Genomic DNA, 24,818 nt, shown 5'->3' with positions numbered 1-24,818 from the left:
TGATCCCGGCGACGACGTTTTCTCCACGAAGCGCATTGCTATCGTCCGCTCCGTAGCAAACGCCTGCCTACCGTACTTGCCCTGAAGTTCGACAGGACGTCGGCATATACTCCGACGATTCGCTCCACGGTGAGCGCCTGGTCGTATCTCGCCACTGCCGCACGCCCCTGAAACTCGCCGTTCAGCGACCAATCAAAGGCCTCTCGAAGGCTGCGCGCAATCGTGCCGGCGTCCGGCGGACATATCCACGTCCCCGCGATGCCATTTAGCTGTTCACGGACGTCGCCGACATTGGTCGACACCACCGGAAGGTTGCACGCGAGAGCTTCCTTGATGGAGGTCGGTGACCCCTCATAATCCGAGCTGAGAAGCAGGGCGTTTGCCGCGCTGTAATACCAGGGCATATCCTCGTTCGGCACATTGGTGACCGTCATCAACTGCGCGTCGACGCCCTCCTGCACCAGTCGGTCGACTGACGCTCTCGCCAGATCATATCGCTTCTCAGGGCGTGTCGGATCAAACGGAAACAGAACGACGAATTTATCGTTGGGCCACTGCAGCCGTGCTCGCGCTTCGTTGCGGTCGTACGGCCTGAATACGTCGAGGTTGACCCCACAGGGAATCACGGTTCCGGGAATCCACTTCCGCATCTCCTCTGACACGACGATAACGGCATCGGCGAAATGCGACACAAGCCGCGTCGACAGCCTTTCAAGGATATTCCCCAGTACATCGGTCCCGTGCAGCGTGATGACGAGCGGCGCCCGCAACCGAAACATGGCGGGATAGGCCGAATATCCGTAGTGCGCATGGACGATGTCGTATGTCGTCACGCCGGTCATTCGCATGACATCAAAGCTGCCCTTCAGATAATTCAGCTTCGACTGGGACCCGACAATATTGATCACGTCGACCGTATGGCCGAACCGACGCAGCTGCTCTACCTGCTGGTACACGAAGGCTCCGGACCCTGGTCGCTCCGGGCTCGGATACATATTGGTGACACAGAGGATCCTCACGATCACTCCCTTGAGGCTTCGGTAGTGCCGCCGGCCCCGTTGAGCTTTCGTCGAATTTCCGCGGGGACGCCCGTCACGAGCGTGTTGTCAGGCACGTCCTTCGTCACCACCGCGCCGGCGCCGACGATAGCGCCAATACCGATTCTGACACCCGGCAGGAGGTTGGCTCCCACGCCGATCGCCGCGCCGCGCGCGATGGTGGGCCCGAGCATCGGCGAGCCATCGTAGCCGTTCCGGCCGATCGCGTTGTCGTTCGACGTGCCGACGCAGCCCGATATGAACACGTCGTCTTCGATCGTCATATTGCCGGCCAGCCAGGTATGATCCTGCACACGAACGCGATCGCCAACACGCGTATTGTAATTGACCGTAACGTAACGTCCGACAACCGTCTTCGAGCCGATCCGCGATTGTTCACGGATCGAGGCGCCATCACCGATCAAGGTCCCCGCGCCGAGCGAGACGTCGTAGAAAATGACCGCATGCGGTCCGATTGAACAATCGGCACCGATATCGATCCATGCCTCAAAATGCGGAGCCCGCGACAATGCGCCGGCCCCCTTGGGCACCTTCCCGATATAGGCTCCCGGGAATATCTCGACATTGTCCCCTATTCTCGCGCCACTCTCGATCACGACATGCGGGTGAATGACCACCCTGTTGCCGATCGTGACACCTGACCGCACCACGGCGAACTCAGCGATCGTCACGTCCGCACCGATCGCGTCGGTCTCGACCACCGCCCGTGCGCTAATTCGGTTCATCGTCACGCCTTCCCGCCGTCGGCGTGCATCGCGACGGGCTTCCGCTGCAGTTCCTGGTGGCTTTCGCGCTCCGCAACACCACGCACAATCGCGGCGATGCCGCGCACCTGGTCGCGCGTGAGCTCCGGGAACATGGGTAGGGACAATGATCGAGCGGCCATCGCTTCGCTGCACGGCATATCGCCCTGCTTGTAGCCGAGATAGGCGAACGCAGGCTGGAGATGCAACGGCAACGGATAGTGGATTCCGCTCGCCACGCCGACCTCGTCGAGCCTCTTGCGCATTGCGTCCCGTTCGTCCGTGGTGATCACGTACAAATGGTAGACGTGCGTGGATCCCGTTCGGACGAACGGCGTCTTGATGCCCGAGTGTCTCAACTCCGAGGTGTACCACTCCGCGGCCCGCCGCCGATTGTCGTTCCACTCATCCAGGCGTCGGAGCTTGACCTGGAGAACTGCGGCCTGGAGAGCATCGAGCCGGCTGTTGAACCCGACCTCGGCGTGGTTGTAATGGGTGGTTCGACCGTGGTCGCGCAACCGTTCGATCCGCTCGGCGATCGCTGCACTGTTGGTGGTGACCGCTCCTCCATCGCCATATGCACCGAGGTTCTTCCCCGGATAAAACGAAAAGCAGGCTACATCGCCGAGCGCCCCGGTTCGGATCCCCTGATACTCCGCTCCATGCGCCTGGGCCGCGTCTTCAATCACGAAGAGGCCGCGCCGTCGTGCGATATCCTTGATTGGGCCCATGTCAGCCGGCTGACCAAACAGATGGACCGCAACGATCGCCTTCGTGCGGCTTGTCAGCGCCCGCTCGATCATCCTCGGATCGATGGTGTGGGTATCGGGATCGATATCGACGAATACCGGCTGCGCTCCCGCCGCTACGATCGCCGCGGCCGTGGCGATGAAAGTATGGGCGGTTGTAATCACCTCGTCACCATGGCCAACACCCAACGCCCGCAGCGCCAGATGAATCGCGTCCGTGCCGCTCGCCACACCGCGCGCATAGGGCACCTGGCAATAAGCAGCAAAATCTCGTTCGAACGAAGCAACTGCCTCGCCGCCGATGAACTGCGTGGATTCGAGAACGCCTCGAATCGCCTCGGCCACCTCATCCTTTAGCGTCGCATATTGTGCCTTGAGATCTACGAACGGAATTTTCATTTTTCAAACCTCACCAGATTCCATATCCATTGCCCGAGAATCTCATCGAGCACCGTGGCCCCGCAGCACCGCGGGAACCGTTAGGGCAATCAGCTTCAGGTCGGTCCACAAGGTCCAGTTCATTGCATATTCGACGTCCATCTCGAGCATCGCGTCCGGGCCCAGGCGACCACGGCCGCGAACCTGACAAAGTCCGGTGATGCCGGGCTTCACGATGTGACGTTGATGATGCCAGTCGCGAAAGTACTCGAGTTCATAAGGTATCGCGGGCCGCGGACCGACGATGCTCATTTCGCCGCGCAATACGTTGAGGAGTTGCGGCAGCTCGTCGATACTGGTTCTCCGCAGCACCCGCCCCACGCGCGTCACGCGAGGATCATCTGTCAGCTTGTATGGGGCATCAGGGTCGTTCGAGAGAACCTCCTTCGCCCAAACCCTGCGAATAGCGTCGCGATGGACGTTCTCGTCGGCCTTGTGACGAAGCGTCCGGAACTTGAAGCAATTGAATGGCTTCTCGTATCGTCCGACCCGGCGTTGGCAAAAGAACGCCGGCCCGGGACTGTCGAGGCGGATTGCGACCCACACCGCGACAAGGAACGGGGCCAGCAAGAGGATCGCGGAGACGCTCACAGCGATGTCAAGCACCCGCTTAACGGATTCCCGCGGGCTCGCCTTCCATCGCAAGGCTTCATCTAACGACAATTTCGGCAGCCCCCGCCGACGCGTTCCGCCGCAGAAACGCCGGTTGACGTGTTCCGTTGCCACGGTGCTCCTGGTTGAGCCGCAGACAGTCCGATGCAGCTTCGAGCGCTTCGACGACGCGCAGGCCATGCGCACCGTTCGCAACGGGCTGCGTCCCGGTCTTGATTGCGTTGACAAAGTCGAGCAACTCGAGCTTCAGCGGCTCGCTGCTGGATATCGCGGGGATATGAACATCGCCATGATGGTAGGCCGACTGGAAGTCGGCGTATGAATCGCCGTTGATCCGTGGCCTGAAGCGCTTCTGGTAAACGCGAACCTTCTCGGACGGCTCCACATCGTCGAACACCAGCATCGCATCGCTGCCGACGACCGTGATCTGGCGCACCTTGACGGGGTCCAACCATGACACATGCACATGGGCGGTCGGCCCGCTCTTGAAGCCCAACTTGGCGTAAACGACGTCCTCGACATCCGGCAGAACGTGCGCGCAACCCCAAGCGCCGATGTTGTGCGCAACCTCCTCGAGCAGGAAGAAGATGATCGAGAGGTCATGCGGCGCCAAATCCCAAAGGACATTGGCATCGGGCCGATAGAGACCGAGATTCAGGCGCCGCGAATCGATGTAGTAGAGCTCGCCGAGAGAGCCGCTTCGGATCATCTGGCGCATGACACCCACCGCCGGATGGTACTCGAACGTGTGCCCGACCATCAGCACGCGATTCCGTTCTTCGGCTATCGCAATCAATTCGCGGCAATGCGCGCTCGTCATGGCCAACGGCTTCTCGACGAGCGCGTGCTTTCCGGCCTGGAGCGCTGCCCGCGCCAGCTCAAAGTGCGTCACGGCGGGGGTCGCGATAATCACCGCGTCGACAGACGAGCTATTCAGGATCGCATCGAAATCACGCGAAACAGCGACATTGGGATACTGTGATTTCACGTATTCCAGTCTGTCAGACCGCATGTCGGCGGCCATCGACACCCTTGCGCCGATATCGTGGCCAACACGGATGTGTTTTGCGCCCCAGTAACCGCAACCGATGACGGCGAGCGATGGACCGGCTTTTGCGGTCTCAATTTCCGCGCCGCCGGTCATGTTCTGGGCATCAATTAAGCCGGGAACGAATTTGGAATATAATTGTTTCGACATGTTTGCCACAATCACGCCAGAGGAAAGCAATGGTGAAATATCAGTATCCTCACGAGCACGGTTATCTCGCCATGTTGGCTCCCTAATTGAAGGCCTTAGCGTGCGTCGAATTAGGATAGCCGGTTGGGCGCGCGCGCCGCTGTAGAACACGGATTATGACCCACGCCCATCGGGGGTACCCCCGCCCTTGCGTGGGCAAACCAGGAGCTTCGCACGCAGTGCAACAGCCGGACCTGGTGCGTCCAAGAGCTGGGCACCATGTTGGAATCAATCACTTTTTTTACTTGCAGACTGGTCGGCACACTCGGACGGACAGCAGCACGCGGTCGTCTTCGCATCACGCCCCCGCGAATGCCTCACGTCGGCAATTCGCTTGCGGCAACCCGACGCGTCGCATGGTGCCCGACGCAGCGCTCTCGCAGAATGTCAGTGCCGCCAATCTAGGTTCACGCCGGCCGCGGGCTTCACAAATCCCTGACTGCGAAAGGCCAAATCTGATCTCGATAGGCCCGCGGTATCGCATACCGCAGATTAGTTAGGCGGGGACCACCATTGCGCAGCCGTCCCATAGTGGAAACTTCGCCATCTCTCGTATAGGATTCCTCAAAAGAGGCGCACAAGCGCGAGGTCACGAACAATCTGCAGGAGGCCTGGTGGCCTTACCAACAGATGAGGCACAACCCACGGATGAAACGCCGACGCCATGGCCAAAGGCACTTCGATCGCACTCCTGCTCCGCGGTAGCGCTCCATCGACCAATGATCGCAACCTGACCGAAATTCTTGATCTCTTCGAAATTCCCTGGACTGCGCTGACAGTCGACGAAGCGCGCGGGGACAACATAGCCGCGCTAACAGCAGGTCATCAGCAATTCTGCGTCCTGACCTCCGCGGCCTGTCTCGGCGAGGTCCTACAGTGCAACAAGACTGAGGCGCTTCCGACGTGGTTGGCGGCAGCCAATTCAGTTTTCGTCTATGGATTTCAAGCCGCGGATCCATGCAGGTCTCTGTTGCGCCAGATCGCCGGAGATCCCGACGCGGAAATCCGCGCCTCCGGCCAGTGTCCAACGACCGTATCAGTCACCGATTCTTTTCCCGAAATGTGCGGCCCGATGTCGGGACTGCAAATCCAACTGGAGCGGGGCGCCGATACCGCGCTCGTCGTCCGCAATAGCAACCTCCAGAGCATCGTCGGAGTGCGCGAGGGGCATCTGTTCGCCGAGTTCACTTATTCCGGTGTCCGCTTTTTTGCTGACTCGTCACTGACGATCGTGGACGTTCGCGAACGCGCAGCAAGCTACTTTGATGTGAAGAAGTGTTTCGCCGGCGCGGTGCCGATCGTGATGTATCTGAAGTGGGCGTTCCGCGACGTTTGCTTGACGAGCGTTGAAATAAACGCTTGCCTGATCATTGACGATCCGCCCTTGTGGCCGCGGTACGGTCTCCTCGATTTTGATGACCTGTTGCAGCTTGCGGACAAGCTGGCATTCGCAACGACCATTGCCTTCATTCCATGGAACTGGAGACGAACAAACCGCGGCACTGTTGCCGCCTTTCGAGAAAGCAACGGGAAATTGTCCGTCTGCGTACACGGCTGCGATCACACAGGAGGTGAGTTCGCAGCCCGCTCGCCTGAGCTGCTCGATAGAAAGCTGAAAACCGCCAGAACGCGGATGCAGGCCCTTCGCCAGAACACCGCGCTTGACCACGAAAACGTGATGGTTTTCCCGCAAGGGGCATTCTCGCCCGAGGCCGCCTCGGCGCTCAAGCGAAATGGCTTCATCGCGGCCGTCAACACCGAGGTCGCACCAGCCAATGATGCGCTGAACGAAACGACACTCGCTGATCTCTGGAGTGTCGCCATTGTCCGGTATGGGAGCTTCCCGATCTTTACCCGGCGATACATTGACCACGGCATCGAAAACTTCGCGTTTGACGGACTCCTGGGCAAGCCGTGCTTCATTGCCGGACATCACGACCTTCTCCGCGGCCGGGGTAGCGAACTGGCGACATTTCTCCGGCTTCTCGCATCCTTGCAGTGGAAACTCTGCTGGCGACCTCTCGAGGACGCCGTTCGCCGCAGCTACGGCATTCGATCCGACGGCGAAACAATCCTGGTAAGGATGCTTGCCGAGCGGCTTCTCTTCGAGAACGGCGGGCCCACGACACGACGAATTTGCGTCATGAAGCGCGAACCGCAGATCGCTTCCCTAAAGGGCGTTGAAGTCAACCAAGGCCTCATCGCGTACGAATACACGGACGGACATGTTCGAGTGATGGTCGATGTCCCGCCGGGCGGCGCGGCGGATATACGGTGCATCTATCGCGAACAGTTGCATGGTTCGCCCGCCTCGGAATCGATCCGATACCGGTTCGGGGTGGCCGTTCGGCGATATTTGTCCGAACTTCGTGACAATTACGGTCACCTACTTCGTTCTCGCATGTAGCCGCAGACGACGCAAAGCGACGCGATCAAGCCGCTTTGGCCCGGACACATTGCCTCAGTCATGAAGCTTCGAGCGTGGGCGGCCCCCTGCCGCTCGCCCCTCCGACTTGTCAGCCTCTCGGCAGCGGCTACCACGCGTCTCCAAAGGCGGCCGAAGTGGACACCGGTCTCGAGCATTCGATCTCTTGCTTCTAGCGCCGTTTCAGTCCGCCTTCGCCGGCCAAAACCGGAATAGGTAGCCCGAAAAAGTTCAGGCTCCGCAAGCCTGAACGAATACAATCGGGCTGCACTTTGGAAGGCGTTGCGGACGCGTAGCGCGCTCTCAGAATACCTTGCCCGAAGACTATCTCTGAATGAAGCCGTCGACCTTGCAGACAACCCCTAAACAGGCCGCCAGTGTTGCCGGCGCAACCTGATGCGCGTGATGGATCCAGATGAAAATAGCGGTGTTCGGACTCGGTTACGTAGGCATGACGGCAGCGGCTTGCCTCGCAAGGCAAGGGCACGAGGTCATCGGCGTCGACATCAGCGATGAGAAAGTCGCGATCGTCAATGCGGGGAAATCTCCAATCACGGAGCCCGGCCTCGATCAACTTGTCGAATCCGCCGTCCGAAAGCGCTTGCTGAGCGCGACAAAGGACGCGAGCGGGCATCTCGACGGCTGCACGTTGGCAATAGTGTGCGTGGGAACACCCAGCGCCCCGGACGGATCTCACAACATGAGCTTCGTCGCTGAAGTTTCCCATCAGATCGCAGACCTGATCGGCCCCACCCGCACGACGACGCTAACTGTGGTGTTTCGCTCCACGATGCGGCCAGGCACCATCGAGGATCTGGTTCTGCCAATCTTCGAAAGCGCATTGAACGGCAGGATGGAGCTCGTCGACGTCGTCTATAATCCCGAGTTCTTGCGCGAGTCGGTAGCGATCGAAGATTTCTTCAATCCGCCGAAGATCGTGGTCGGAACAAAGGACGGGGAACGGTGCCCGGTCCTTGACGAGTTGAACGCGAGCATCGCGGTGCCCGTCTTCTACACCACCTATCGTACGGCGGAGATGACCAAATTCGTCGACAACTCGTTCCACGCAGTGAAGATTGCCTTTGCCAACGAAGTCGGTCGCGTTTGCGACAAGCTCGGCATCAGCGCGACAACCGTACACAAGATCTTCGTTTCCGACACCAAGCTCAACATTTCACCCTACTATCTGAGGCCGGGCGGCGCATTCGGCGGTTCCTGCCTGCCCAAGGACGTTCGCGCGCTCCAATACATCGCAAGCGATGTCGGAGCGCATACCTGGCTGGTGGATTCGGTGCTCAGATCGAACGACGAGCACAAGAATTTCCTGTTTGAGAATTGCCTGAAAGCGGTCCCGCCCGGCGGACGGGTACTCATGTTGGGACTTGCCTTCAAGGAGAACAGCGACGATCTTCGCGAAAGTCCCAATATCGACCTGGCTCGCAAATTCCTCCGCTTGCACATCGGCCTGTCGATCTACGATCCACACGTCGAGCCGTCGAAGCTGCTGGGGCAGAACCTTGGCTATGCGTTCGCCAATCTGCCCGCCCTTCGCAAGTTGCTGATCGCAAAGTCCGCCGCCGAGTCGGAGCTATTCGACCTCGTCATTGATACCCGAGGGTGGGCGAAGCAAATGGCCCTGAATGCAAAACGGGTAATTGATGTCAACACTCTCTCATGACGACACCGTTGTGCGCAAATCCGAACAAGCGGGTGTTGGCTCGGTTCGTGGCCGGGTCCTAATCATCGTCGAGAATCTTCCAGTCCCGTTCGACGGCCGGGTGTGGTCGGAAGCGACCACGTTGGCGCGGCATGGCTACGAGGTGTCTGTGATTTGCCCCAAGGGACACGGCGCAACGGCCTCATTCGAGATGCTCGAGGGAGTAGCAGTCTATCGCCATTGGATGCCTGCGGAAGGTCGCGGGGTGCTGGGTTATGCCATCGAGTACAGCGTGGCGTTGTTCTGGGAATTCGTGCTGAGCGTGAAAGTTCTGGCAACGCGCGGATTTGACGTAATCCACGCGTGTAATCCACCCGATCTCATCTTCATCGTCGGTGCATTTCACAAATTTCTGTTCAGGAAGTCGTTTGTTTTCGATCAGCACGACGTCAATCCGGAGCTCTACGAGGCGAAGTTCGGACGTCGTGGCCTTCTGTGGCGCGTTATGGTCCTGCTCGAACGCGTCACATTCGCGTTGTCGGACGTATCGATTGCCACCAACCAGTCGTATCGCTCCATTGCGATTGAACGGGGCCGAATGCGCCCGGATCGCGTGTTCGTTGTGCGCTCCGCTCCGAATGTGTCCCGCGTTCGCTCGCTTCCACCGGACCCCTCCTGGAAGAAGGGACGGAAGTATCTTGTCGGATATGTCGGTCTTATCGCGCGACAGGAAGGGCTCGACCTGCTGCTGGATTCGATCAAGTACATCCGCAGCACACGGAACCGCGATGATATCCAGTTCGTGATCGTCGGAGGCGGACGGGAATTGGACGACCTCAAGAAGCTCGCGATGGCTCTCGAACTGGATGACGTGGTCACATTCACCGGCCGTGTCGATGACGACACGCTATTCACCATCCTGTCGACGGCCGACGTCTGCGTGAATCCAGACCGCCCCAGTTCGATGAACGACATATCGACGATGCACAAGATCATGGAGTACATGACGCTGGGCAAGCCGATCGTCCAATTCGACCTCACAGAAGGCCGCTTTTCGGCGGGAGATGCATCGTTGTATGTGCCGAATGCGGACACCGCCGAGTTCGGCGACAAAATACTGGAGCTTTTGGAAGATCCGGCGCGGCGCGAAGCCATGGGCGCATTCGGTCGGGAACGAATTAGTGGCGAACTCGCCTGGCATCATGCATCGACGAAGCTTTTGGCGGCTTATGAGAAAGTATTCAAACTAAGGGATAGGTGAGGACAAGAGCCGTCTTCTTTTGCATGTCAGCAGACGCTTGTCCCCGTTGCAGAAAGCCCATCACTGCAGACCGCACCGTGGGTCACGGTCGCTCTGACGATACAGGCGTTAGCGACCCGGTCGTTATCATCAAATTTCGATAGTTGACCGCAACGGTCTCGGGCGCCGACGACCGATAGATTCCGAATTCCCAATTGGTGCCGACCCCAAAGCCCAGCGGCCCGCTGTAGTTCACGACCGGTGCCGCATCGATCCAGACCTTCAGGTAACCGGTCGTGTCGTTCGAGAATTTGGCCTGCACTTTCACGTCGTGATACTTGCCAGTCACGATCGGGTTGGGGTCGGTCCAGAGTGTCTTGGTAACGACGAAGCCTGCGCCGTTGCTCGGGTTCTTGCCCGGCGGGCAGTAGCGCACAAGCACCTGCAGGTGATCGCCCTGCAGGTTCAGCGCGACCGGAGGAGAGGTTCCGACGCCCGAAGCGTCATCGTCGTTGTGCCACTGTCCGACGATGAACCAACCGGTCGCGCTGTTGACGAGCGCCCCGGTGCTACCGTTCGCCTCCACCATGAGCTGGTAGCTGAGCGTGATGGGCGTGGCGGCGGGATAGGTCACGGTGGAATTGATCTCGGAACGATCCACGGACGAGCTGTCGTACCACGCATGGTCACCCTTGCGGACCTCGAAGCGCAGGGTTTGGGGGTCGGGATTGGTTAGACTATAGCCCTGGTCTGCAACGTGAACGCCGTAGCTAACGTCGCCGATCTGAAAGCGGGTTCGCGGCTTACCGGAAAATGACGTGACCGACGAAGCAGCCGTTCTGCTGGTTGCTGTATTCCCATCGGTGCCGGCAGCGTTGTAGGCGTCGGCGGATGGGCCCTCAGCCAACAGCGTTCTCCGACCACCCGCATTGGCAATGCTCGATGTCGATCCATTGGAGGTTTCCGCCACGCTCCCAGCCAGCGCGAAGATGAGGGGTAAAACTATTCGCATTGCCATCCCTGTTCGGTCCCGCGACCGTCGCAAAATGCGCAGTCAGACCAAAGGTAACCCATTCAAATCTCGATGCAATTTATAGAGGGGCTCAATCGAGGGAAAATAAGGACTACCGCCAGGCATAAGCTCGGAAAGAATGCATGGTCAGTTGCATCGCGGCGCGAAGCCTTGCGGCCAGCGAGTCTGCCTCGCCGGCGGTTCACGCTACCAGACCGTCGATAGCGGTCATGCCGATAGGACGGACCCTTGTCTCGCTTGTTGACGCCGGAAGCAAGATCAACGGCCGGATCCGATTAAGCGCCTCACCGCGCGCATCCCGCGTTGCTCATCGCCGATCTCGATGGACAACGAGCGAGCGGCTCAGTTCATAACAGCTGCACCCAAGTGCCTCGACCTGGCGACAAGGGGTGTCAAAGCCGCCATCAACTCGTGAGTCTTTACGATCGGGGAGTGATTTGCCTTCACATAGATCTGGCATCGCCGACTGAGCGCGTCGTATTCACCCGCGTCCATGTTCCAAATCTCGCTGACAGATCTAGATAGCGCCAACTCGTCTTCAACTGAAGCGCCGAGAACATGACGCTCGACAATCGCGTCCGGGTCAACATGCCGGCGCGTCACGATGGGCGCGCCGACAGCCAGCGCCTCCAGAAATGCGTTTGAGAAGCCCTCGAAATCCGACGTACAGAGAAGCATTGTCGCTTCCGATAGAAATTTCTGAACGTCCGCCCGCCGCACATAGCCGACCAATTCCACGTTCGGCAGCTGACGCAAGCCATCCAAGGCATCCCGCGTCGATTGATCGGTATTGGGCGACGTCATCCCCGCCACGCGAAACTTGACGGCCGGCAACGCCTTGGCGATCCGAAAAAGCAACGGCAGATTCTTCGGATAGCGGAAGACACCGAGCCAGGCAACATATCCGCGTTCTGCGCGCGGCAAAGGAGCGGCCGCGTCCTCTGCTATCGCAAACGGATTATGCAGGACGTGGATTGGCTTGTCCGGAAAAAGCGCTGCCAACTTTCCGCGTTGATACTCATTCTGACAGAGAAACCCGGCGGTGCGATGCCGGGCCCACGAATAGGATATCCATTCATGGGATGGCAGAAGCGCTTTGCATCGCTCATCGACATCTATGTCACTCACAACGCGATAGACGAATGGAACCTTCAGCTGATCGGCGACGAACGCCATGATGGCGGTGTGTATTCCACATACTCCCTGGATCAGAATATCCGGGCGATAGCTGCGGGCGGCCGCCAACACTTTCGGAATATATGAATAAAAATACTTCGCAACCCGAATGCCACGAGCGGGATCGTAGGTCTCTATAAGTTTGATTTGCTGTCCCGAACCTACGTGCTCCAGCGCGCCCTTCCAGGTGAGAACAGCGGTTTCGTGACCGGCGTTCTCAAGCGCACGAAGCCACACTGCGAGCTCGATCGCCCACCCGCCGATCGGGTAGTTCTCATCTTTCATCAGATAAGGGATGGAAAAATCCATCGAGAGAATACGCACCCGACACCTCGTGCCTAATAGGACCGCACAATCAAAGGAAGCTCTGCGACGCTCTGCCCGCGAACTCGAGGTGTACGGCTTCTCAGTTCGTGTAGCGAAAGAGCGAGCCCTGCCTTCATCGAGAAGCTCGATCGTCCCGCGTCAAGCCGACAGTACGATACTCTCAATCTCACTCCCCTCCCGAAGCTTGGCCACCGTCTCAAATCTGTTTGCGCCGTTAAGCCGGAAGAGCGTGCCGTGATTGGTGCCGTTCGCAAGCGTTCGATTCACAATGAGGAACGAACCGGCACCGACCAGGCGATCCCTCAGGTTGCCGACCGCGCCACGCAACTGCGCTTCGTTGAAATAGCCATGATTGAGCAGATTCGACACGCGGATTGCGTTGAACCGGCCGCGCAGATGAGCAGGGTTAGGCGCCAGAATGTCATCTTCGGCAAAGCTCAGCCGAGCGTCGTCGCGGGCATGCGGGTTCACCAGAAGGACATCCTTCCCCCCTTCCCGCATGTTCGTTAGCGGCAGCAGCACGCCTGCAAGTGTATTCAGCGCGGCGACCACGAATCCGGTCCCCTTGAGAAAATCTCGGGGACCATTCAGGTACCAGCGCACCGGACGGTCGGCAACGATGTGCTGAAGCACTTTGCCATCGCGATCGAGAAGGACCTCATATCCTGGCAACAGGCGCACGAGGCTCCCGCGCATGCACAGATCTGTCGCCAGGATCTTCGCCTCGATGCCAGCGCGCGTTAGGGCATCCGCCCATTCGACGGAGGAAATCCCTGATGATACGCCGACGTCCATGATCTGGCTCGGCTGGCTGCCGAGTTTCTTCCACTCATCGATAACGAGCTTGTTGAGATCATCGAGGCGATGATGATCGGTGGTCTTATAGGTGCCGTTCCGCAGCCGGATTGAGGCAAAGAACGCCGCCTCCTGTGTTTGCGTAAACGCATCACCTTCCGTCAGGAAATTCCTTGCATTCAAAACCACGCCGCCCCCAAAACCTCCGGAGAAGCGCATCAGGACCGTCATATACTGCACCCTCTGCTCGGCTCGTCTCTCGGGTTCGCTCGAACTCTGTCGATTGAAGGCACACTGCTCCTGGTGCGCCCTGCTTCTCTCACAAGCATAATCTTTTGGGTCGATACGCGGCTCGACCCTTTCGGATTACCCATTCTCGATCACAGGAAAAGCCGGGCCAGCCGGCTCGGATTGTGCGCCGACCAAGGATGGCTCTGCGGCCGTCTGGAAGGGGTTTGTCTCGCTGCAGATTGCAGGCGCGTGCGGCCGCGGACTGCACCGGCAGAGGAGGCAGTTTCAACGGTTGACGACGTCCCTACCGGACGTGCCGGCGTCTTGCTAGAAATGCTCGCATGGTCCAATCCACCGGCCGCCCGCGGAGCTCCACGTCGATGATTCTCAACGTCGGCCGCATCGCCTTGCTCGCCATATTAGGAAGCATCGCAACCCTCCAGGCTTCGCTTGCACAGGACGGCGCGCTCGCAGGCAGCAACGTCGACTTCGAACAGCGCATGCAACGCATCGTGAATGGACTGCGGGCTGACACCGCAGCCGCACCTCCGATGAAGCTTGCTGATCGGATGAACGAACTGCACGTTCCCGGCGTCAGCATTGCGGTGGTTCACGGCGGCGTAATCCAGGCTCGCGGATTCGGGTACGCTAGCATCGGCGGTCCGCCTGTAACGCCTGAGACTCTATTCCAGGCGGCGTCGATCAGCAAACCGGTTACTGCTGTAGCGGCGCTCATATTGGTTCAGGCCGCAAAGCTCGATCTCGATGACGACGTCAATTTATCCCTCAAGACCTGGAAGCTCCCAGCTAACTCGTTCACCGATCAATCGAAGGTTACACTTCGAAGACTGCTGAATCATTCGGCTGGTATAACCGTTCCTTATTTTCCGGGATATCCTGCAGGCGCCCCCATTCCGTCACTCGGCGACGTTCTCAATGGCGCGTCACTCTTGTGTCGTGACCTAACCCGGTTCCAGCCGTCAGCGCACGATTGGTTTGCACTATGCGGTTCTGCAAATACCGCGCCTGTCGTTGTCGATCATGAGCCCGGCACACGGTTCGAGTACTCCAGCGGCGGCTACACCGTTGTGCAGCAACTGCTCATCGACGTGACCGGCAAACCGTTTCCGAAATTGCTTGATGAAGTTGTCCTCAAGCCGTTCGGGATGACCCACAGCAGTTTCCTACAGCCGCTGCCCAAGAGTGACGCTCCAACGGCCGCAACCCCCTACCGAGCGACCGGCGAGCCGGTGCCGGGCGGTCCGCATATCTATCCCGAGCTGGCTGCCGCAGGTTTGTGGACGACACCTACTGACGTTGCACATTTTGCGCTGGGTGTGGTCCGCGCCTGGACCGGTCGAGATGCTTCCGTGCTGTCGCAGGCTACGGCTCTCCAAATGCTCACACCCGGCCTTGGCAACTACGGACTTGGTCCGATTGTACTGGGGGTCGCGCCGCATCGACGAATTCTACATGCAGGCGTCAACGACGGGTTCGTCAGCGTGATGACGATGTTCGAAAATGGAGATGGCGCTGTCATCATGACGAACGGGGATCAAGGCGGAGAGTTGGCCAACGAAATCATGCGCGGTATCGCAACCGAATACGACTGGCCGGATGGCCAGCCGAAGGCCCACTGACAAGTGAACGTCCCGCCGTGGCTCCTCACCTGATCACGCCCGGTCTTCGTCGGTCGCGCCTGGGAGGAGCATCCACCACAATCCGGATAATGACTGAGCCTCTCTCGATGGCCGTCGCGCCCTCGCGCTGATATTCAGGCAACCGCGCAATGCGGATCACCCTTCCATCACGCCCCGAGAACTCCCCATTCTCTCCGAACCTCAGCCAGTGTTCGATAGTATCCGGTCACAAACAACATCGCCACATAACACACCAGAACCGCAGCCGGACCAACCAGCGCGGCAACCGGAACCGGCGCCTGCAGCAGATCAAACGAAATCCGTACCAGCACTGCCGCCAACACCGATGCGACCAGAATCAGTCCAAGATTCTTCCAGTCCTGCAACTTTGCGATCGGAATGCTCATCACCTTTGAAAGTCTTCTGAGAAACAAGATATACACAACGAAAGTTGTGAATACCGACCCGATCGCCGCCCCCGGCAAGCCGTAGTACCAGACGCCGGCCAGGCTTGTTAACACGGCAAACGGAAGGATCGCAGCTTCATAACGCATGTTGGCCGAACCCTGTCCAAACACGTTGAGCAGAGTGGTAATCTCGGTCGAGATCAATGTTTGAATCAGATAAATGCGCAGCACCGGAGCGCCACTCACGTAGTCCTTCGTAAACAGAAACTGAATGACTTCTTCCGCAAAGACGAACAATGCCGCGATCGCGGGGAACATGACCGCACTAATGATGACGTTGCCCTGATTGTTCAGGCGCAACAGTTCTTCGTGGCGGCCCAATGAATGGAAATGACTCATCTTCGGCAGGAGCAAGTTCCCCAGCCCGCCTCTCAAGACTTCGAACGGCATGAGGAGCATGGTTGCAATTGAAAAAATGCCGAACATGCCCGACGAGAACATCGTCGCGACAATCCACAGTTCTGCCTGCTTCCGTACACTCCACAGCAAGCCGGCCACACCGAACGGAAGAGCGTAGCGAAGCTGCGCGCGGAACTGCTCCTTCTCAATTGGGAAAAGTCGAATGCCGCAATAGCGCGCGATGAAGACAGCCAGAAGTACTACGCGCACGCTAGCTGCAATCAACGCCGCGATTAGCACCTCTTCAAATCGATGAAAAACGACTGCTGCGGAAATTATCAGCGCGGCTCTCAGCACGGACGAAGCCAGGATTGCTTGCGCTTGCCAACGGATTCGCCCCACGGCGTTGGGTAACACATCCAGCAATAAGCCCAGATTCCACACGAACAGGAACATCGCCAGCAACAACCCGTGGTCGTGCAGCAGATCCTTCATGCCCGATGGAAGGACAGGACGAAAGGCAAAAACCAGAAGCACCGCAACCATCGTTGCGGCGAGCAAGAACAAGACCGTCTGCCCGACGTAAACCCGCCGTCCCTCTGCATCCAGCCGGACAAAGAAGAAAAGCAAGCTCCGGGGCATGTTGAAGGAGAACAACAGGGCCACCGTGGTTACGAGCAGCCAGAACAGCCGATATTCGCCAAACGCCGTGGCGCCAATCGTTCGGACCAGAACGATCGGCGTCAACAACATGATGACTTGCTCGGTGTATTGAGCAGCCGAGAGTGCAATTCCTTGACGCAGTATGGATGCCATGGGTCAGCGACCTCGCGACGGCGTCGGCGACCAAAGGCGCGAATTGGGGTCGCCGCACCTTCCAGGAAAGCGATCAGAACTCCCTGATGGACTTCCAGAAAGACAGGACGAGACGACAATCGCACGAAGCGAACAACGATTTGATGGCAATTGGATCACTCTCGCCTCACCTTTCTCGAGCCACTCATCGTCAACCTCGTAGGATCGATCGATGCATCATCCTGTCAGACCAGGGCGTCATACCAATGGCAGCCATTACCGAACCTGTCGCGGCACTCACACCGAAGCCAAGAGTGCATCCATGTCGCGAGCGACCCTTTTCCAGGTGTAGTGCTCCAGCATGACTCTTCGAGCACTTTGGATCATGGAATACCGAACGCCTTCGTCTTCGATGAGCAGCTTGATTGCAGCCACAATCTTCTCGGGCTCGTCAGCTCGCAGATAATCGACGCCTTCTCGCGCCATGCCAAGCGCTTCGATGCCTACTCCCGTTGAAACCACGGCCAGGCCCATGGCAAACGCCTCAAGTACCTTGTTCTTCAATCCGCTGCCAATTCGCATCGGGTTTACCATTATCGGATACTCAGCGAGCAATGAGCAGATGTCGTCGACGAATCCAGTCAGGCGAATGCCGTCGTCTCGCTTTGCTTCTTCCAGAAGCCAATTCTCCGCATCCTTACCCACCACGCACCATTCAATTCCGGCGGGAGCCAGGTACGGTCGATAAACAGACTGGTAGAAAAACCGGACCGCGTCTGCGTTTGGTTTGAAGGCAAGGTTGCCCCAAAATGCCACTCCCCTCCGCTTGGCGACACGCGCATTTGCGTCAAATGCGTCCATCAGGTCGGGCGAGACTCCGTTCGGTACCGTGCTGACGTTCGCAGTTCTGCCAGACAGCCTGCAGACCATATCGGAATCGGCATCATTGACGGTTGTGACGTGATTGAACCAAAGCGGCAAACACGCCTCCGCCCTTGCACGACGCGCGAGCATCAGGCGCGCGTCGAGACGCGTTCTCAGCTGCGCGGGCCACGGCGGAAAGAACTGTATTTGTCTGGTCAACGTCAGAACTTCACTGTCGATGAGATCGAACAGTATTTTCTTCTCGCTCGAAAACGGTCGGACGAATTCTGCGAGTACGAGGCAGAAGACAATCATGTGATCGATACTGTTCTCTTCGCAGAAGCCAGCTATCGCCTTGGTAACCGTTGAAAAGTGATCCGGATAAGAGAGCGAGAAGTAGTCTGAATCATTTCGACGGAAGTGCCTCTTCAGTGAGGGCCTGTGAGCCGGAAACTTCGGCGTTTCCGCAATTTTTTTGAAGACATCGGACAAGCCAACTAGGCTGGCGCTAGATTCGTCTGTTGAACCGAGGTTGACCGTCAAAAGGTACAGTTCATGCCGCTTCGCCAATTCGCGGCACAAGTGCCACACACGGAGGTCATGCCCGTTGGTCAGGCTTGCGAGCGGCTTATGCGTTACAATCAGGATGCGCGTCACGACAATTCGTTTGTTTTCGACTGCGGTAGAGCGGCATCAGGCGCAGCATGATGCGACTAGCCCTTGGCCTCGGCTCCTTCATCTATCCAGTGGAGCCGAGCTTCCCAAGTCGATTTGAACTCATTTGGCTCTCCGGCGCAACGGCGGGTGGCGCTTCCAATGGCGCACTGCGTGCCGCTGCGCCGCTCTTCGTGAGTAGTACTTTGGCACCGAAGAGCCGCGACGGGTGCCTGGCGTCCCCTCGCGCACATGCCTTGTCGTGCGCGCGACGGGAATCGGGACACCGGCGCGACCTCTATTGGGGCAGCGGACATTCATCGGGAATAATGAAGAAATTCCCTGTGAAGTTCTTGAGGCCAGATCCGGCGGGCTTGAGCATGCCATGCTCATAGCCGTACATACGGTAGCGCTCGCGTTCGAACATCGCACGGATCTCGTTACGGTTCTCCGGCTTCCATATCTCGCAGAAGATGAGCGGCCGGCAGCGCCTTATCAGTTCCATGCCCCCTTTCAGCACCTCGGCCTCGAACTCCTCGACATCGATCTTGATCGCGTGCACGTCCGTGCATGTCTTCAGCTCCGGAACATCGTCGAGCGTCTCTATCTTGATCTGGAAGCGGATGCCTTCCTTGTATTCGGAGTGCCCGTCGTCGACCTGACACAGGGCGTGTCGCTTAATGCCGCCTATCACGGGCATGATCATCGGAAGCGCTGCGGCCTGGCGGCCCAGGCCGCATTCGTGAACCGTCACGTTCGCGAGCGTATGCTGGGCGACCACGCGCGTCAGGCTCCTGAAGTTCTCGGGCCCCGGCTCGAACGCATGGACTCGGGAGCCGGGCTTCGTCGCCGCCAGAAAATAGGCCGTCACCCCGATATTGGCGCCGATGTCGAGGATCACGCCGTCGTTCGGCACCATGTTAAGAAAGTACAGAAAGTCGGCTTCATAACGGAACGTCTTTATCGTAGCGATGCGCGCTTGAGCGACGAAGAACAGATAATTGTCAAATCCGAGAGCGCCGATGAGCAGGCGCTGCGTGAGACGCTTGAGTGGGCCTATCATTGGAGCGGTCCCTGCGAGGCACAACGACAAATCGTTCCGGTTGGCTTGGGGCATATTCTGTACCGCCGGACCAGGCTCCAGATTTCGATCGGGCTGTTGCGAACCACTATCTCTTGCCCGAACAGCGTCATGCTGGAATGCACCACAATTGGAACGATGCGAAGTGAAATGTCGCCATTAAGCGGGCTCGATTGCTCCGTTGCAAGAAGGTCACTCCGTTCAGAGACGGAGAACTGGAGTTACCTCCACTGGCTTGTCGTTGCGTTTGCGGCGCCCGCGTCACCCGCATCAAGCGTGGCGCGGCTCATGCTGAGGTTTGACGCGCGCGCGAAGACAGGCGCGCCAAGTTGACCATCATCGCGAGGAGAAGGAACAGGTACATGTTCTCGAACGATGGAAATACCTCTCGCTCGGTAAACATACTTATTCCATAGCCGACGATGCACGCAAACAAGGCCCAATACAGGTCGCTATGCAACCGTCGGCCGACGCGCCACGCGGTTGATATCCCGACGCACATAAGAGCGAGAAGAATGCCGGTCGCGATCGCTCCACAGTCGAGAAAGAAATCGATAATTGCGTTGTGTGCATGAGTAGCCTGTATCAGCGTTCCCGTGTACCAGGCGTCGCTGGTTATGATGCCGGACCGACCCGCGCCGAATAGAAACAGGCCGAGATCACTCGTCCATTCATTGAGCAGCGGGATCCAGATGAAATCTACCCGGCCAGTAAGCAATTCATCAGCCGACACTTCCGAAGTCCCGTCGAAACCAATGGAAAGGATGGCGTCCATAGTCGGCGCGATCCAGAGAACGGATGCGATAGCCACCATCGCAGCGCCGGCAGCCAGGACAGCAAATTTGCGCTTGTAAATCAGAATCAGAACATAGGAGCCCGCAACGGTTAGAAGCGCGCTGCGCGATGAGAGCAGAAGGAGCCCCAAAAGCGACAGGGCGACGGGCACTATCCAGAGTGAGCTGCGAGTAAGTGCCTTGTACAGCAACAAGGGCGCCGTGCAGATGTATATCGTGCCCATCGTATTGTAGTGGATGCCGAAGTAGGCTTCACACAAATCGTTAACGGCGGCCCGCCCTGAAAGTGCGGCCGATGGATTCATGAGGGCGACGAGGATGAAGCTGGCCGATAGGAGTAGAATCGAAACGCAGATGGCGTTCACGACTGTCTCAATCTCCGAAAATGAGCGACATCGCTTCAGAATGAACAGAAATGGCAGTATGTAGAACGCTGGAACCATGCCGTATGACATGATGTAATCCAGATAGGACTCTGGAAATACATCCGGGAGACGCTCATGAAGCAGAGGAGCATTCAGGATCGACCTAGCGAAAGCAATGGTGAAGGTTACGAAATACAGCAAGAGAATGCGGATGGACGTCCGTTCGATTTTGTCGGTCGCTGATAAGAGTGAAACTCGGAATAACAAATAGATCAGCACTCCCGCTGACAACAGGTTAAAGGGCTTGCAGCCCTGGATGCCGAGTAGGTTCGAATTAACAAACGGCACTCGTTGAAATGGCAGTATGAAAACGACCGCCAGAAAGAGCCATTTTGCACTTTGGCCGAGCGAGTACGCAGACGCGCGATGATAGGGAGTTCCGCCACCATATCTTAACGCAACGGTCATGACGGGCGGGCTCCTTGCCTTCCAGCGCAACCGAACCCGAACGCACGGCTTCTCGGCGCGCAGCGCCTCCCAAGCCCCTGAAGCTCGCCTGGTACGAGATTGAGCAATTCTATCGACATGGCCACAACGCGCCGCACCCTGTCTTCAGCACTGGCCAGAAGCGCGACGTCTTCCGAACGCGAATTCCAGCGTCCAGCCAGATGGCGCGGGCCACCGTTGCCCCGAAAAGTTGCGCCTGGGATGCGGCCCACGCCACGACCTCTGCACCGTGCTCGCCGGGCCAAGGCGCCATCGTGCCTGATACTGATCATCCGATGGCGCCTGCCCGCCCGCCGTCCAGCACAATGGATCCCAAGCGTTGCTGAAAATGGCTGCTCCGCCCTCACCCCGAACCCGTAAGGCGCACTGGCCTGGTCTTTGTCGATGCTTCAGGTTGATGATCCGGTCGAACAGTGTCCGGGACAGGCCACTCGGCCCTGTCATCCTGTCCGCGCAAGAGGTCCCACGCACCGAAGTGCATGTGACCATCCATCAGATCCTGCAGCACAGCGACGGCGAGGCCAAGAAGCAGCCCGCCAAGGAGCGCTATTCCAAGCACACTCTTAGGCTTCGGCGAAGCGGCCCTCAGCGGAGGCAACGCCTGAGTAATCAGACTCGCAGCAAACACTGGCGAGGACTGTTGTCGCGTAGCCTCCAGTCTGCGCAGCATGTGACGAAAATTGTCGTAGGCACTTTTGGCTGATTCCGCAGCGGCTACCAACTTATCCATATTGGCAGCGGAATCCGGCTCATCCTTTTTGTTTCTGTTGAAGTCCTCGAGTGCCTTCTGCGCAGCTGACGCTTGAGTGCTCAAGCCATTCAGTCGGTCCCGGACCCACGCCTCATCCTGCAACGAGCCGCCCTGGTCCATTTGATGAGTAATATACTTTTCCGCGACGGCGTTCAGAATCTGCGCTGCTCGATCAGGATCTTTGGAACTGAAGGTGAGCTCGACAAGGTAAGTCGGGCCGACACGCTTGGCGGTAAGCCTTTGTCCGAAGGATTCCACCGCGTAGCGCATGGCGCTACCTTTGCCTTCCGGTCTACTCCAGCCGAGCAGACGCGATACGGACAGCACGCTACTACCCTGGCCGCCCGCAAATTCCGGATCCTGCGCAAGACCGAGCTTCTCGATCACGGCACTGGCGATGCTCTCGGACCTAATGATGCCGATCTGACTCTCGACAATCGTTGCGACTGCCGCAACGTCGCTGGGGGTCGCTTTCGAATCGACGATAAGTTGCGCCTTGGAAACAAACGTGGGAACCGCCATGATGAGGTAGAGCATGGCAATGCCGAGCGCTGCGCAACACCCCAGTGATATGGTCAACAGGCGTCGCCTGATGAAGGCAACCACCGCTTGCGGGGAAATGACCGACGTAGGATGAAACTCTGGCGGCGGCGGATCGTCCCGATTCATCCAACTATCCGTTGTATTCTGCAACATTTTCATACCAGCGCTGATAATTGGAGCTCCGTTGCGGCAGCCAGGTCAAACAGCGCAAGTGGGCTCGCTCAAGGAAGCAAGGCTAGCGGAAGGTGCGGCCGGCTGAGTCATATCAATAGGCATTCATGCGCCTTTCGAGACGAGGGTAGCTGGCCGAAACCGGCGCGTGGTCACCGCATCAACCTGTGATAGACGACGACCGCGAAATGAGCCGAAATCACGCTGGCGAGGAATTCGGCAGCGGTCATAGCCAGTGCGGCCATTAACCGGCCTGACGGCATCTGGTGAATTCACCCTGCTGCCATGGACCGGATGCGCCGGAAGGTTGGCGGAGGCCGGCAAGCTGGTGAAGAACGCAACGTTCATGGCACTCTACGGCCCAACGGCTCATTTCCTGCTGAATCAGTACATTCCGGGTCACAGCTTGGGAAAGGCAATAAATGGGTAATTACGATGGTCCATTGAGCCGCGGCACGACCGGACTAAATTCGAGCGGCGATCCGCTCGCTCGCACGTCTCCATGGGTCTGATGCAACTTCGAATTGACGATCAACAAGGCCGATCAATCGAAAATGTGGGCGGTACGTCCTGCCCCCGACAGATGTGGGAACGAACCTCGGTTTTGCCGATCGTCCGTCTCGATGGCTACCGGAGCGTCAGCGGTATTGACGTGTCGGCACGCCGACAGATTCCGCGGGTTTCATCCTGGTGACCACGTCGCAGAGAAAGTTGCCGTCATGCCGAATTTCACACCGCGCAAGCGTTTCAGACTCGGTATCACGGGCAACGGCCTCGGCGGCTATATCAAATGGGGCTTGGCCGCCCTCGCCTTAACGATTTCAGTGGCACAAGCGAGAGCGGAATATCTCGTCAATGTCGGAGATGTGCTGGAGGTCGCGGCCGCGGGCGTGCCGGAGCTGCGATCTCGTGCAGCCGTCCAGACGGACGGGAACATATCGTTGCCGCTCGTCGGAGTGCTTCAGGTAGCGGGCCTGAGCTTGCCACAGATCCGAGCCAAGGTCGGCGCTGCACTAGCGAACAAGGTGTTTCGACAGAGAAGTCCGGAAGGGCGTGAAAGCGTCATCGTGATAGATGCAGATGAAATCACTGCAACCGTGGCGGACTACAGGCCAATATACATCAATGGCGATGTCTCGAAGCCGGGTCAGTATCCTTACCTTCCGTCGATCACCGCACGTCAACTCATAGCGCTGGCGAGCGGTTACGACATCATGCATGTGAGAATGAACAATCCTTATCTTGATCTGGCGGACCTGAGAGCCGAGTACGGATCGCTTTGGACAGAATTCGCCAAAGAGCAGGCGCGCTCGTGGCGTATCAAGACGGAACTCGGAGAGGCGACCCAGATCGCTCCAAACGCTACGAAGGAGGCACCGATAGCTCGATCGGCGATTTCAGAAATCTTCAATGCTGAAACGGAGTATTTGAAGGCGAAGCAGAGTGACTATCAGCAGGAGAAGGAGTTCCTCCAGCGCGGTGTTCGGCAGGGAGACGAGGAAGTGCGCGTGCTGTCCGAGCAGCAAAAAAGGGAAGAGGAGGGATTTCAGTCCGACCAGGACGAGTTGCAAAAAGCGCAAGAAATGTTCGCCAAAGGCACCCTGACCAGCCCGCGCGTTACAGATGCGCGTCGGGCGGTTTTGCTGTCGTCAACCAGGAGGTTGCAGACCTCTGCGCAGCTGCTACAGGTCAAGAAGCAGCAGGATGAGCTCTCCAGAAGGCTGACAAAGCTCGATGATCAGCGGCGGCTTGACCTGCTACGTGAGCTGCAGGAAACGAGCCTGAAGCTTAACCAGGTTCGCGAGAGACTGCAGGCGGTGGGTGAGAAGATTCAGTACACCGCTATGGTTCGATCACAGCTCGTGCGAGGAAGCGGAAGCAAGCCCGACATTACCATCGTCAGGAAGGGTAAGAACGGGCCGGAACAGATTGCCGCAAGCGAAGATACCGAATTGCAACCAGGCGACACGGTCGAGGTATCCTTGCGATACCAGGATCTTCCGGACGCACCTTCCCGAAAGCTGAGCGGTTTAGGCCCGTCGCCGGCGACGGGCCGAACCGCGGTGACGGAAGCTGATGCGCCTTCAGTCGGTATCAGATGATGAGGTCGGCCCGATCGGTCACGG

At 58.3% G+C, this 24,818-nt stretch carries 18 protein-coding genes; 5 read left to right on the top strand and 13 right to left on the bottom strand.

Going from position 1 to position 24,818, the window contains the following annotated elements:
• Positions 1 to 38: 38 nt before the first annotated feature.
• The 5 genes from JQ573_RS40730 to JQ573_RS00270 are packed head-to-tail and all read right to left on the bottom strand — an operon-like array spanning position 39 to position 4,798.
• Positions 39 to 995: a glycosyltransferase gene (locus tag JQ573_RS40730; RefSeq protein ID WP_249131277.1), complete on the bottom strand. Its 957-nt coding sequence runs from the start codon at positions 993 to 995 to the stop codon at positions 39 to 41.
• A 26-nt stretch (positions 996 to 1,021) separates the two neighbouring features.
• A complete protein-coding gene (locus tag JQ573_RS40545; RefSeq protein ID WP_212408674.1) occupies positions 1,022 to 1,759 on the bottom strand; it encodes an acyltransferase in 738 nt (245 codons plus the stop codon).
• Positions 1,760 to 1,785: 26 nt separating this feature from the next.
• Positions 1,786 to 2,949 carry a DegT/DnrJ/EryC1/StrS aminotransferase family protein gene (locus JQ573_RS00280; RefSeq protein ID WP_212315343.1) on the bottom strand — a complete coding sequence of 388 codons (1,164 nt, stop codon included), beginning with the start codon at positions 2,947 to 2,949 and terminating at the stop codon, positions 1,786 to 1,788.
• A gap of 42 nt (positions 2,950 to 2,991) precedes the next feature.
• Positions 2,992 to 3,594 carry a sugar transferase gene (locus JQ573_RS00275; protein ID WP_312011299.1) on the bottom strand — a complete coding sequence of 201 codons (603 nt, stop codon included), beginning with the start codon at positions 3,592 to 3,594 and terminating at the stop codon, positions 2,992 to 2,994.
• A 43-nt stretch (positions 3,595 to 3,637) separates the two neighbouring features.
• The gene (locus JQ573_RS00270) at positions 3,638 to 4,798 is read right to left on the bottom strand and encodes a Gfo/Idh/MocA family protein (RefSeq protein ID WP_212315345.1); all 1,161 of its coding nucleotides are present in this window, start codon (positions 4,796 to 4,798) and stop codon (positions 3,638 to 3,640) included.
• A gap of 703 nt (positions 4,799 to 5,501) precedes the next feature.
• Here JQ573_RS00270 and JQ573_RS00265 point away from each other — a divergent pair.
• The 3 genes from JQ573_RS00265 (at position 5,502) to JQ573_RS00255 (ending at position 10,180) form a co-directional block, all read left to right on the top strand.
• Complete coding sequence (locus JQ573_RS00265) at positions 5,502 to 7,244, top strand: hypothetical protein (RefSeq protein WP_212315346.1); 1,743 nt, start codon at positions 5,502 to 5,504, stop codon at positions 7,242 to 7,244.
• A gap of 433 nt (positions 7,245 to 7,677) precedes the next feature.
• A complete protein-coding gene (locus JQ573_RS00260) occupies positions 7,678 to 8,940 on the top strand; it encodes a nucleotide sugar dehydrogenase (protein ID WP_212315347.1) in 1,263 nt (420 codons plus the stop codon).
• The gene (locus tag JQ573_RS00255; RefSeq protein WP_212315349.1) at positions 8,921 to 10,180 is read left to right on the top strand and encodes a glycosyltransferase family 4 protein; all 1,260 of its coding nucleotides are present in this window, start codon (positions 8,921 to 8,923) and stop codon (positions 10,178 to 10,180) included. The genes JQ573_RS00260 and JQ573_RS00255 overlap by 20 nt, the downstream gene beginning before the upstream one ends.
• An 82-nt stretch (positions 10,181 to 10,262) precedes the next feature.
• Here JQ573_RS00255 and JQ573_RS00250 read toward each other — a convergent pair whose 3' ends face one another.
• The 3 genes from JQ573_RS00250 to JQ573_RS00240 form a co-directional block, all read right to left on the bottom strand.
• Complete coding sequence (locus JQ573_RS00250) at positions 10,263 to 11,066, bottom strand: heparin lyase I family protein (RefSeq protein WP_212315351.1); 804 nt, start codon at positions 11,064 to 11,066, stop codon at positions 10,263 to 10,265.
• 468 nt (positions 11,067 to 11,534) lie between these two features.
• The gene (locus JQ573_RS00245; protein ID WP_212315353.1) at positions 11,535 to 12,692 is read right to left on the bottom strand and encodes a glycosyltransferase family 4 protein; all 1,158 of its coding nucleotides are present in this window, start codon (positions 12,690 to 12,692) and stop codon (positions 11,535 to 11,537) included.
• Positions 12,693 to 12,833: 141 nt separating this feature from the next.
• Entirely contained in the window at positions 12,834 to 13,721 is an 888-nt protein-coding gene (locus tag JQ573_RS00240; RefSeq protein WP_212315355.1) for a hypothetical protein, read from the bottom strand.
• 380 nt (positions 13,722 to 14,101) lie between these two features.
• Here JQ573_RS00240 and JQ573_RS00235 point away from each other — a divergent pair, with 380 nt between their 5' ends.
• Positions 14,102 to 15,361: a serine hydrolase gene (locus JQ573_RS00235; protein ID WP_212315357.1), complete on the top strand. Its 1,260-nt coding sequence runs from the start codon at positions 14,102 to 14,104 to the stop codon at positions 15,359 to 15,361.
• A 167-nt stretch (positions 15,362 to 15,528) separates the two neighbouring features.
• On the opposite strand, the gene JQ573_RS00230 is transcribed toward JQ573_RS00235, so the two are convergent.
• The 5 genes from JQ573_RS00230 to JQ573_RS00210 form a co-directional block, all read right to left on the bottom strand.
• On the bottom strand, positions 15,529 to 16,983 hold the full coding sequence (locus tag JQ573_RS00230) for an oligosaccharide flippase family protein (RefSeq protein ID WP_212315359.1): 1,455 nt from the start codon (positions 16,981 to 16,983) through the stop codon (positions 15,529 to 15,531).
• 276 nt (positions 16,984 to 17,259) lie between these two features.
• Entirely contained in the window at positions 17,260 to 18,483 is a 1,224-nt protein-coding gene (locus tag JQ573_RS40725; RefSeq protein ID WP_212315361.1) for a glycosyltransferase, read from the bottom strand.
• Positions 18,484 to 18,778: 295 nt separating this feature from the next.
• Complete coding sequence (locus tag JQ573_RS00220) at positions 18,779 to 19,543, bottom strand: FkbM family methyltransferase (RefSeq protein WP_212315363.1); 765 nt, start codon at positions 19,541 to 19,543, stop codon at positions 18,779 to 18,781.
• A gap of 304 nt (positions 19,544 to 19,847) precedes the next feature.
• A complete protein-coding gene (locus tag JQ573_RS00215) occupies positions 19,848 to 21,188 on the bottom strand; it encodes an O-antigen ligase family protein (protein WP_212315365.1) in 1,341 nt (446 codons plus the stop codon).
• Positions 21,189 to 21,570: 382 nt separating this feature from the next.
• Positions 21,571 to 22,647, bottom strand: coding sequence for a Wzz/FepE/Etk N-terminal domain-containing protein (locus tag JQ573_RS00210; protein ID WP_212315367.1), 1,077 nt, complete (start codon positions 22,645 to 22,647; stop codon positions 21,571 to 21,573).
• A gap of 764 nt (positions 22,648 to 23,411) precedes the next feature.
• Here JQ573_RS00210 and JQ573_RS00205 point away from each other — a divergent pair.
• A complete protein-coding gene (locus tag JQ573_RS00205; protein ID WP_212315369.1) occupies positions 23,412 to 24,794 on the top strand; it encodes a polysaccharide biosynthesis/export family protein in 1,383 nt (460 codons plus the stop codon).
• Positions 24,795 to 24,818: the final 24 nt, after the last annotated feature.

Source organism: Bradyrhizobium sp. AUGA SZCCT0105 (genome assembly GCF_018129565.1).
Taxonomy (GTDB): Bacteria; Pseudomonadota; Alphaproteobacteria; order Rhizobiales; family Xanthobacteraceae; genus Bradyrhizobium.
Note: the sequence above shows the minus strand (reverse complement) of the source record. Positions and strands in the feature narration are given on the sequence as shown.

Excerpts from the sequence above, each read along its gene's own strand:
- JQ573_RS40730 (WP_249131277.1), bottom strand. The coding sequence starts at position 995 with ATGTATCCGAGCCCGGAGCGACCAGGGTCCGGAGCCTTCGTGTACCAG.
- JQ573_RS00280 (WP_212315343.1), bottom strand. The coding sequence starts at position 2,949 with ATGAAAATTCCGTTCGTAGATCTCAAGGCACAATATGCGACGCTAAAG.
- JQ573_RS00270 (WP_212315345.1), bottom strand. The coding sequence starts at position 4,798 with ATGTCGAAACAATTATATTCCAAATTCGTTCCCGGCTTAATTGATGCC.
- JQ573_RS00265 (WP_212315346.1), top strand. The coding sequence starts at position 5,502 with ATGGCCAAAGGCACTTCGATCGCACTCCTGCTCCGCGGTAGCGCTCCA.
- JQ573_RS00260 (WP_212315347.1), top strand. The coding sequence starts at position 7,678 with ATGAAAATAGCGGTGTTCGGACTCGGTTACGTAGGCATGACGGCAGCG.
- JQ573_RS00255 (WP_212315349.1), top strand. The coding sequence starts at position 8,921 with ATGTCAACACTCTCTCATGACGACACCGTTGTGCGCAAATCCGAACAA.
- JQ573_RS00240 (WP_212315355.1), bottom strand. The coding sequence starts at position 13,721 with ATGACGGTCCTGATGCGCTTCTCCGGAGGTTTTGGGGGCGGCGTGGTT.
- JQ573_RS00235 (WP_212315357.1), top strand. The coding sequence starts at position 14,102 with ATGATTCTCAACGTCGGCCGCATCGCCTTGCTCGCCATATTAGGAAGC.
- JQ573_RS00230 (WP_212315359.1), bottom strand. The coding sequence starts at position 16,983 with ATGGCATCCATACTGCGTCAAGGAATTGCACTCTCGGCTGCTCAATAC.
- JQ573_RS00220 (WP_212315363.1), bottom strand. The coding sequence starts at position 19,543 with ATGATAGGCCCACTCAAGCGTCTCACGCAGCGCCTGCTCATCGGCGCT.
- JQ573_RS00215 (WP_212315365.1), bottom strand. The coding sequence starts at position 21,188 with ATGACCGTTGCGTTAAGATATGGTGGCGGAACTCCCTATCATCGCGCG.
- JQ573_RS00210 (WP_212315367.1), bottom strand. The coding sequence starts at position 22,647 with ATGAATCGGGACGATCCGCCGCCGCCAGAGTTTCATCCTACGTCGGTC.
- JQ573_RS00205 (WP_212315369.1), top strand. The coding sequence starts at position 23,412 with ATGCCGAATTTCACACCGCGCAAGCGTTTCAGACTCGGTATCACGGGC.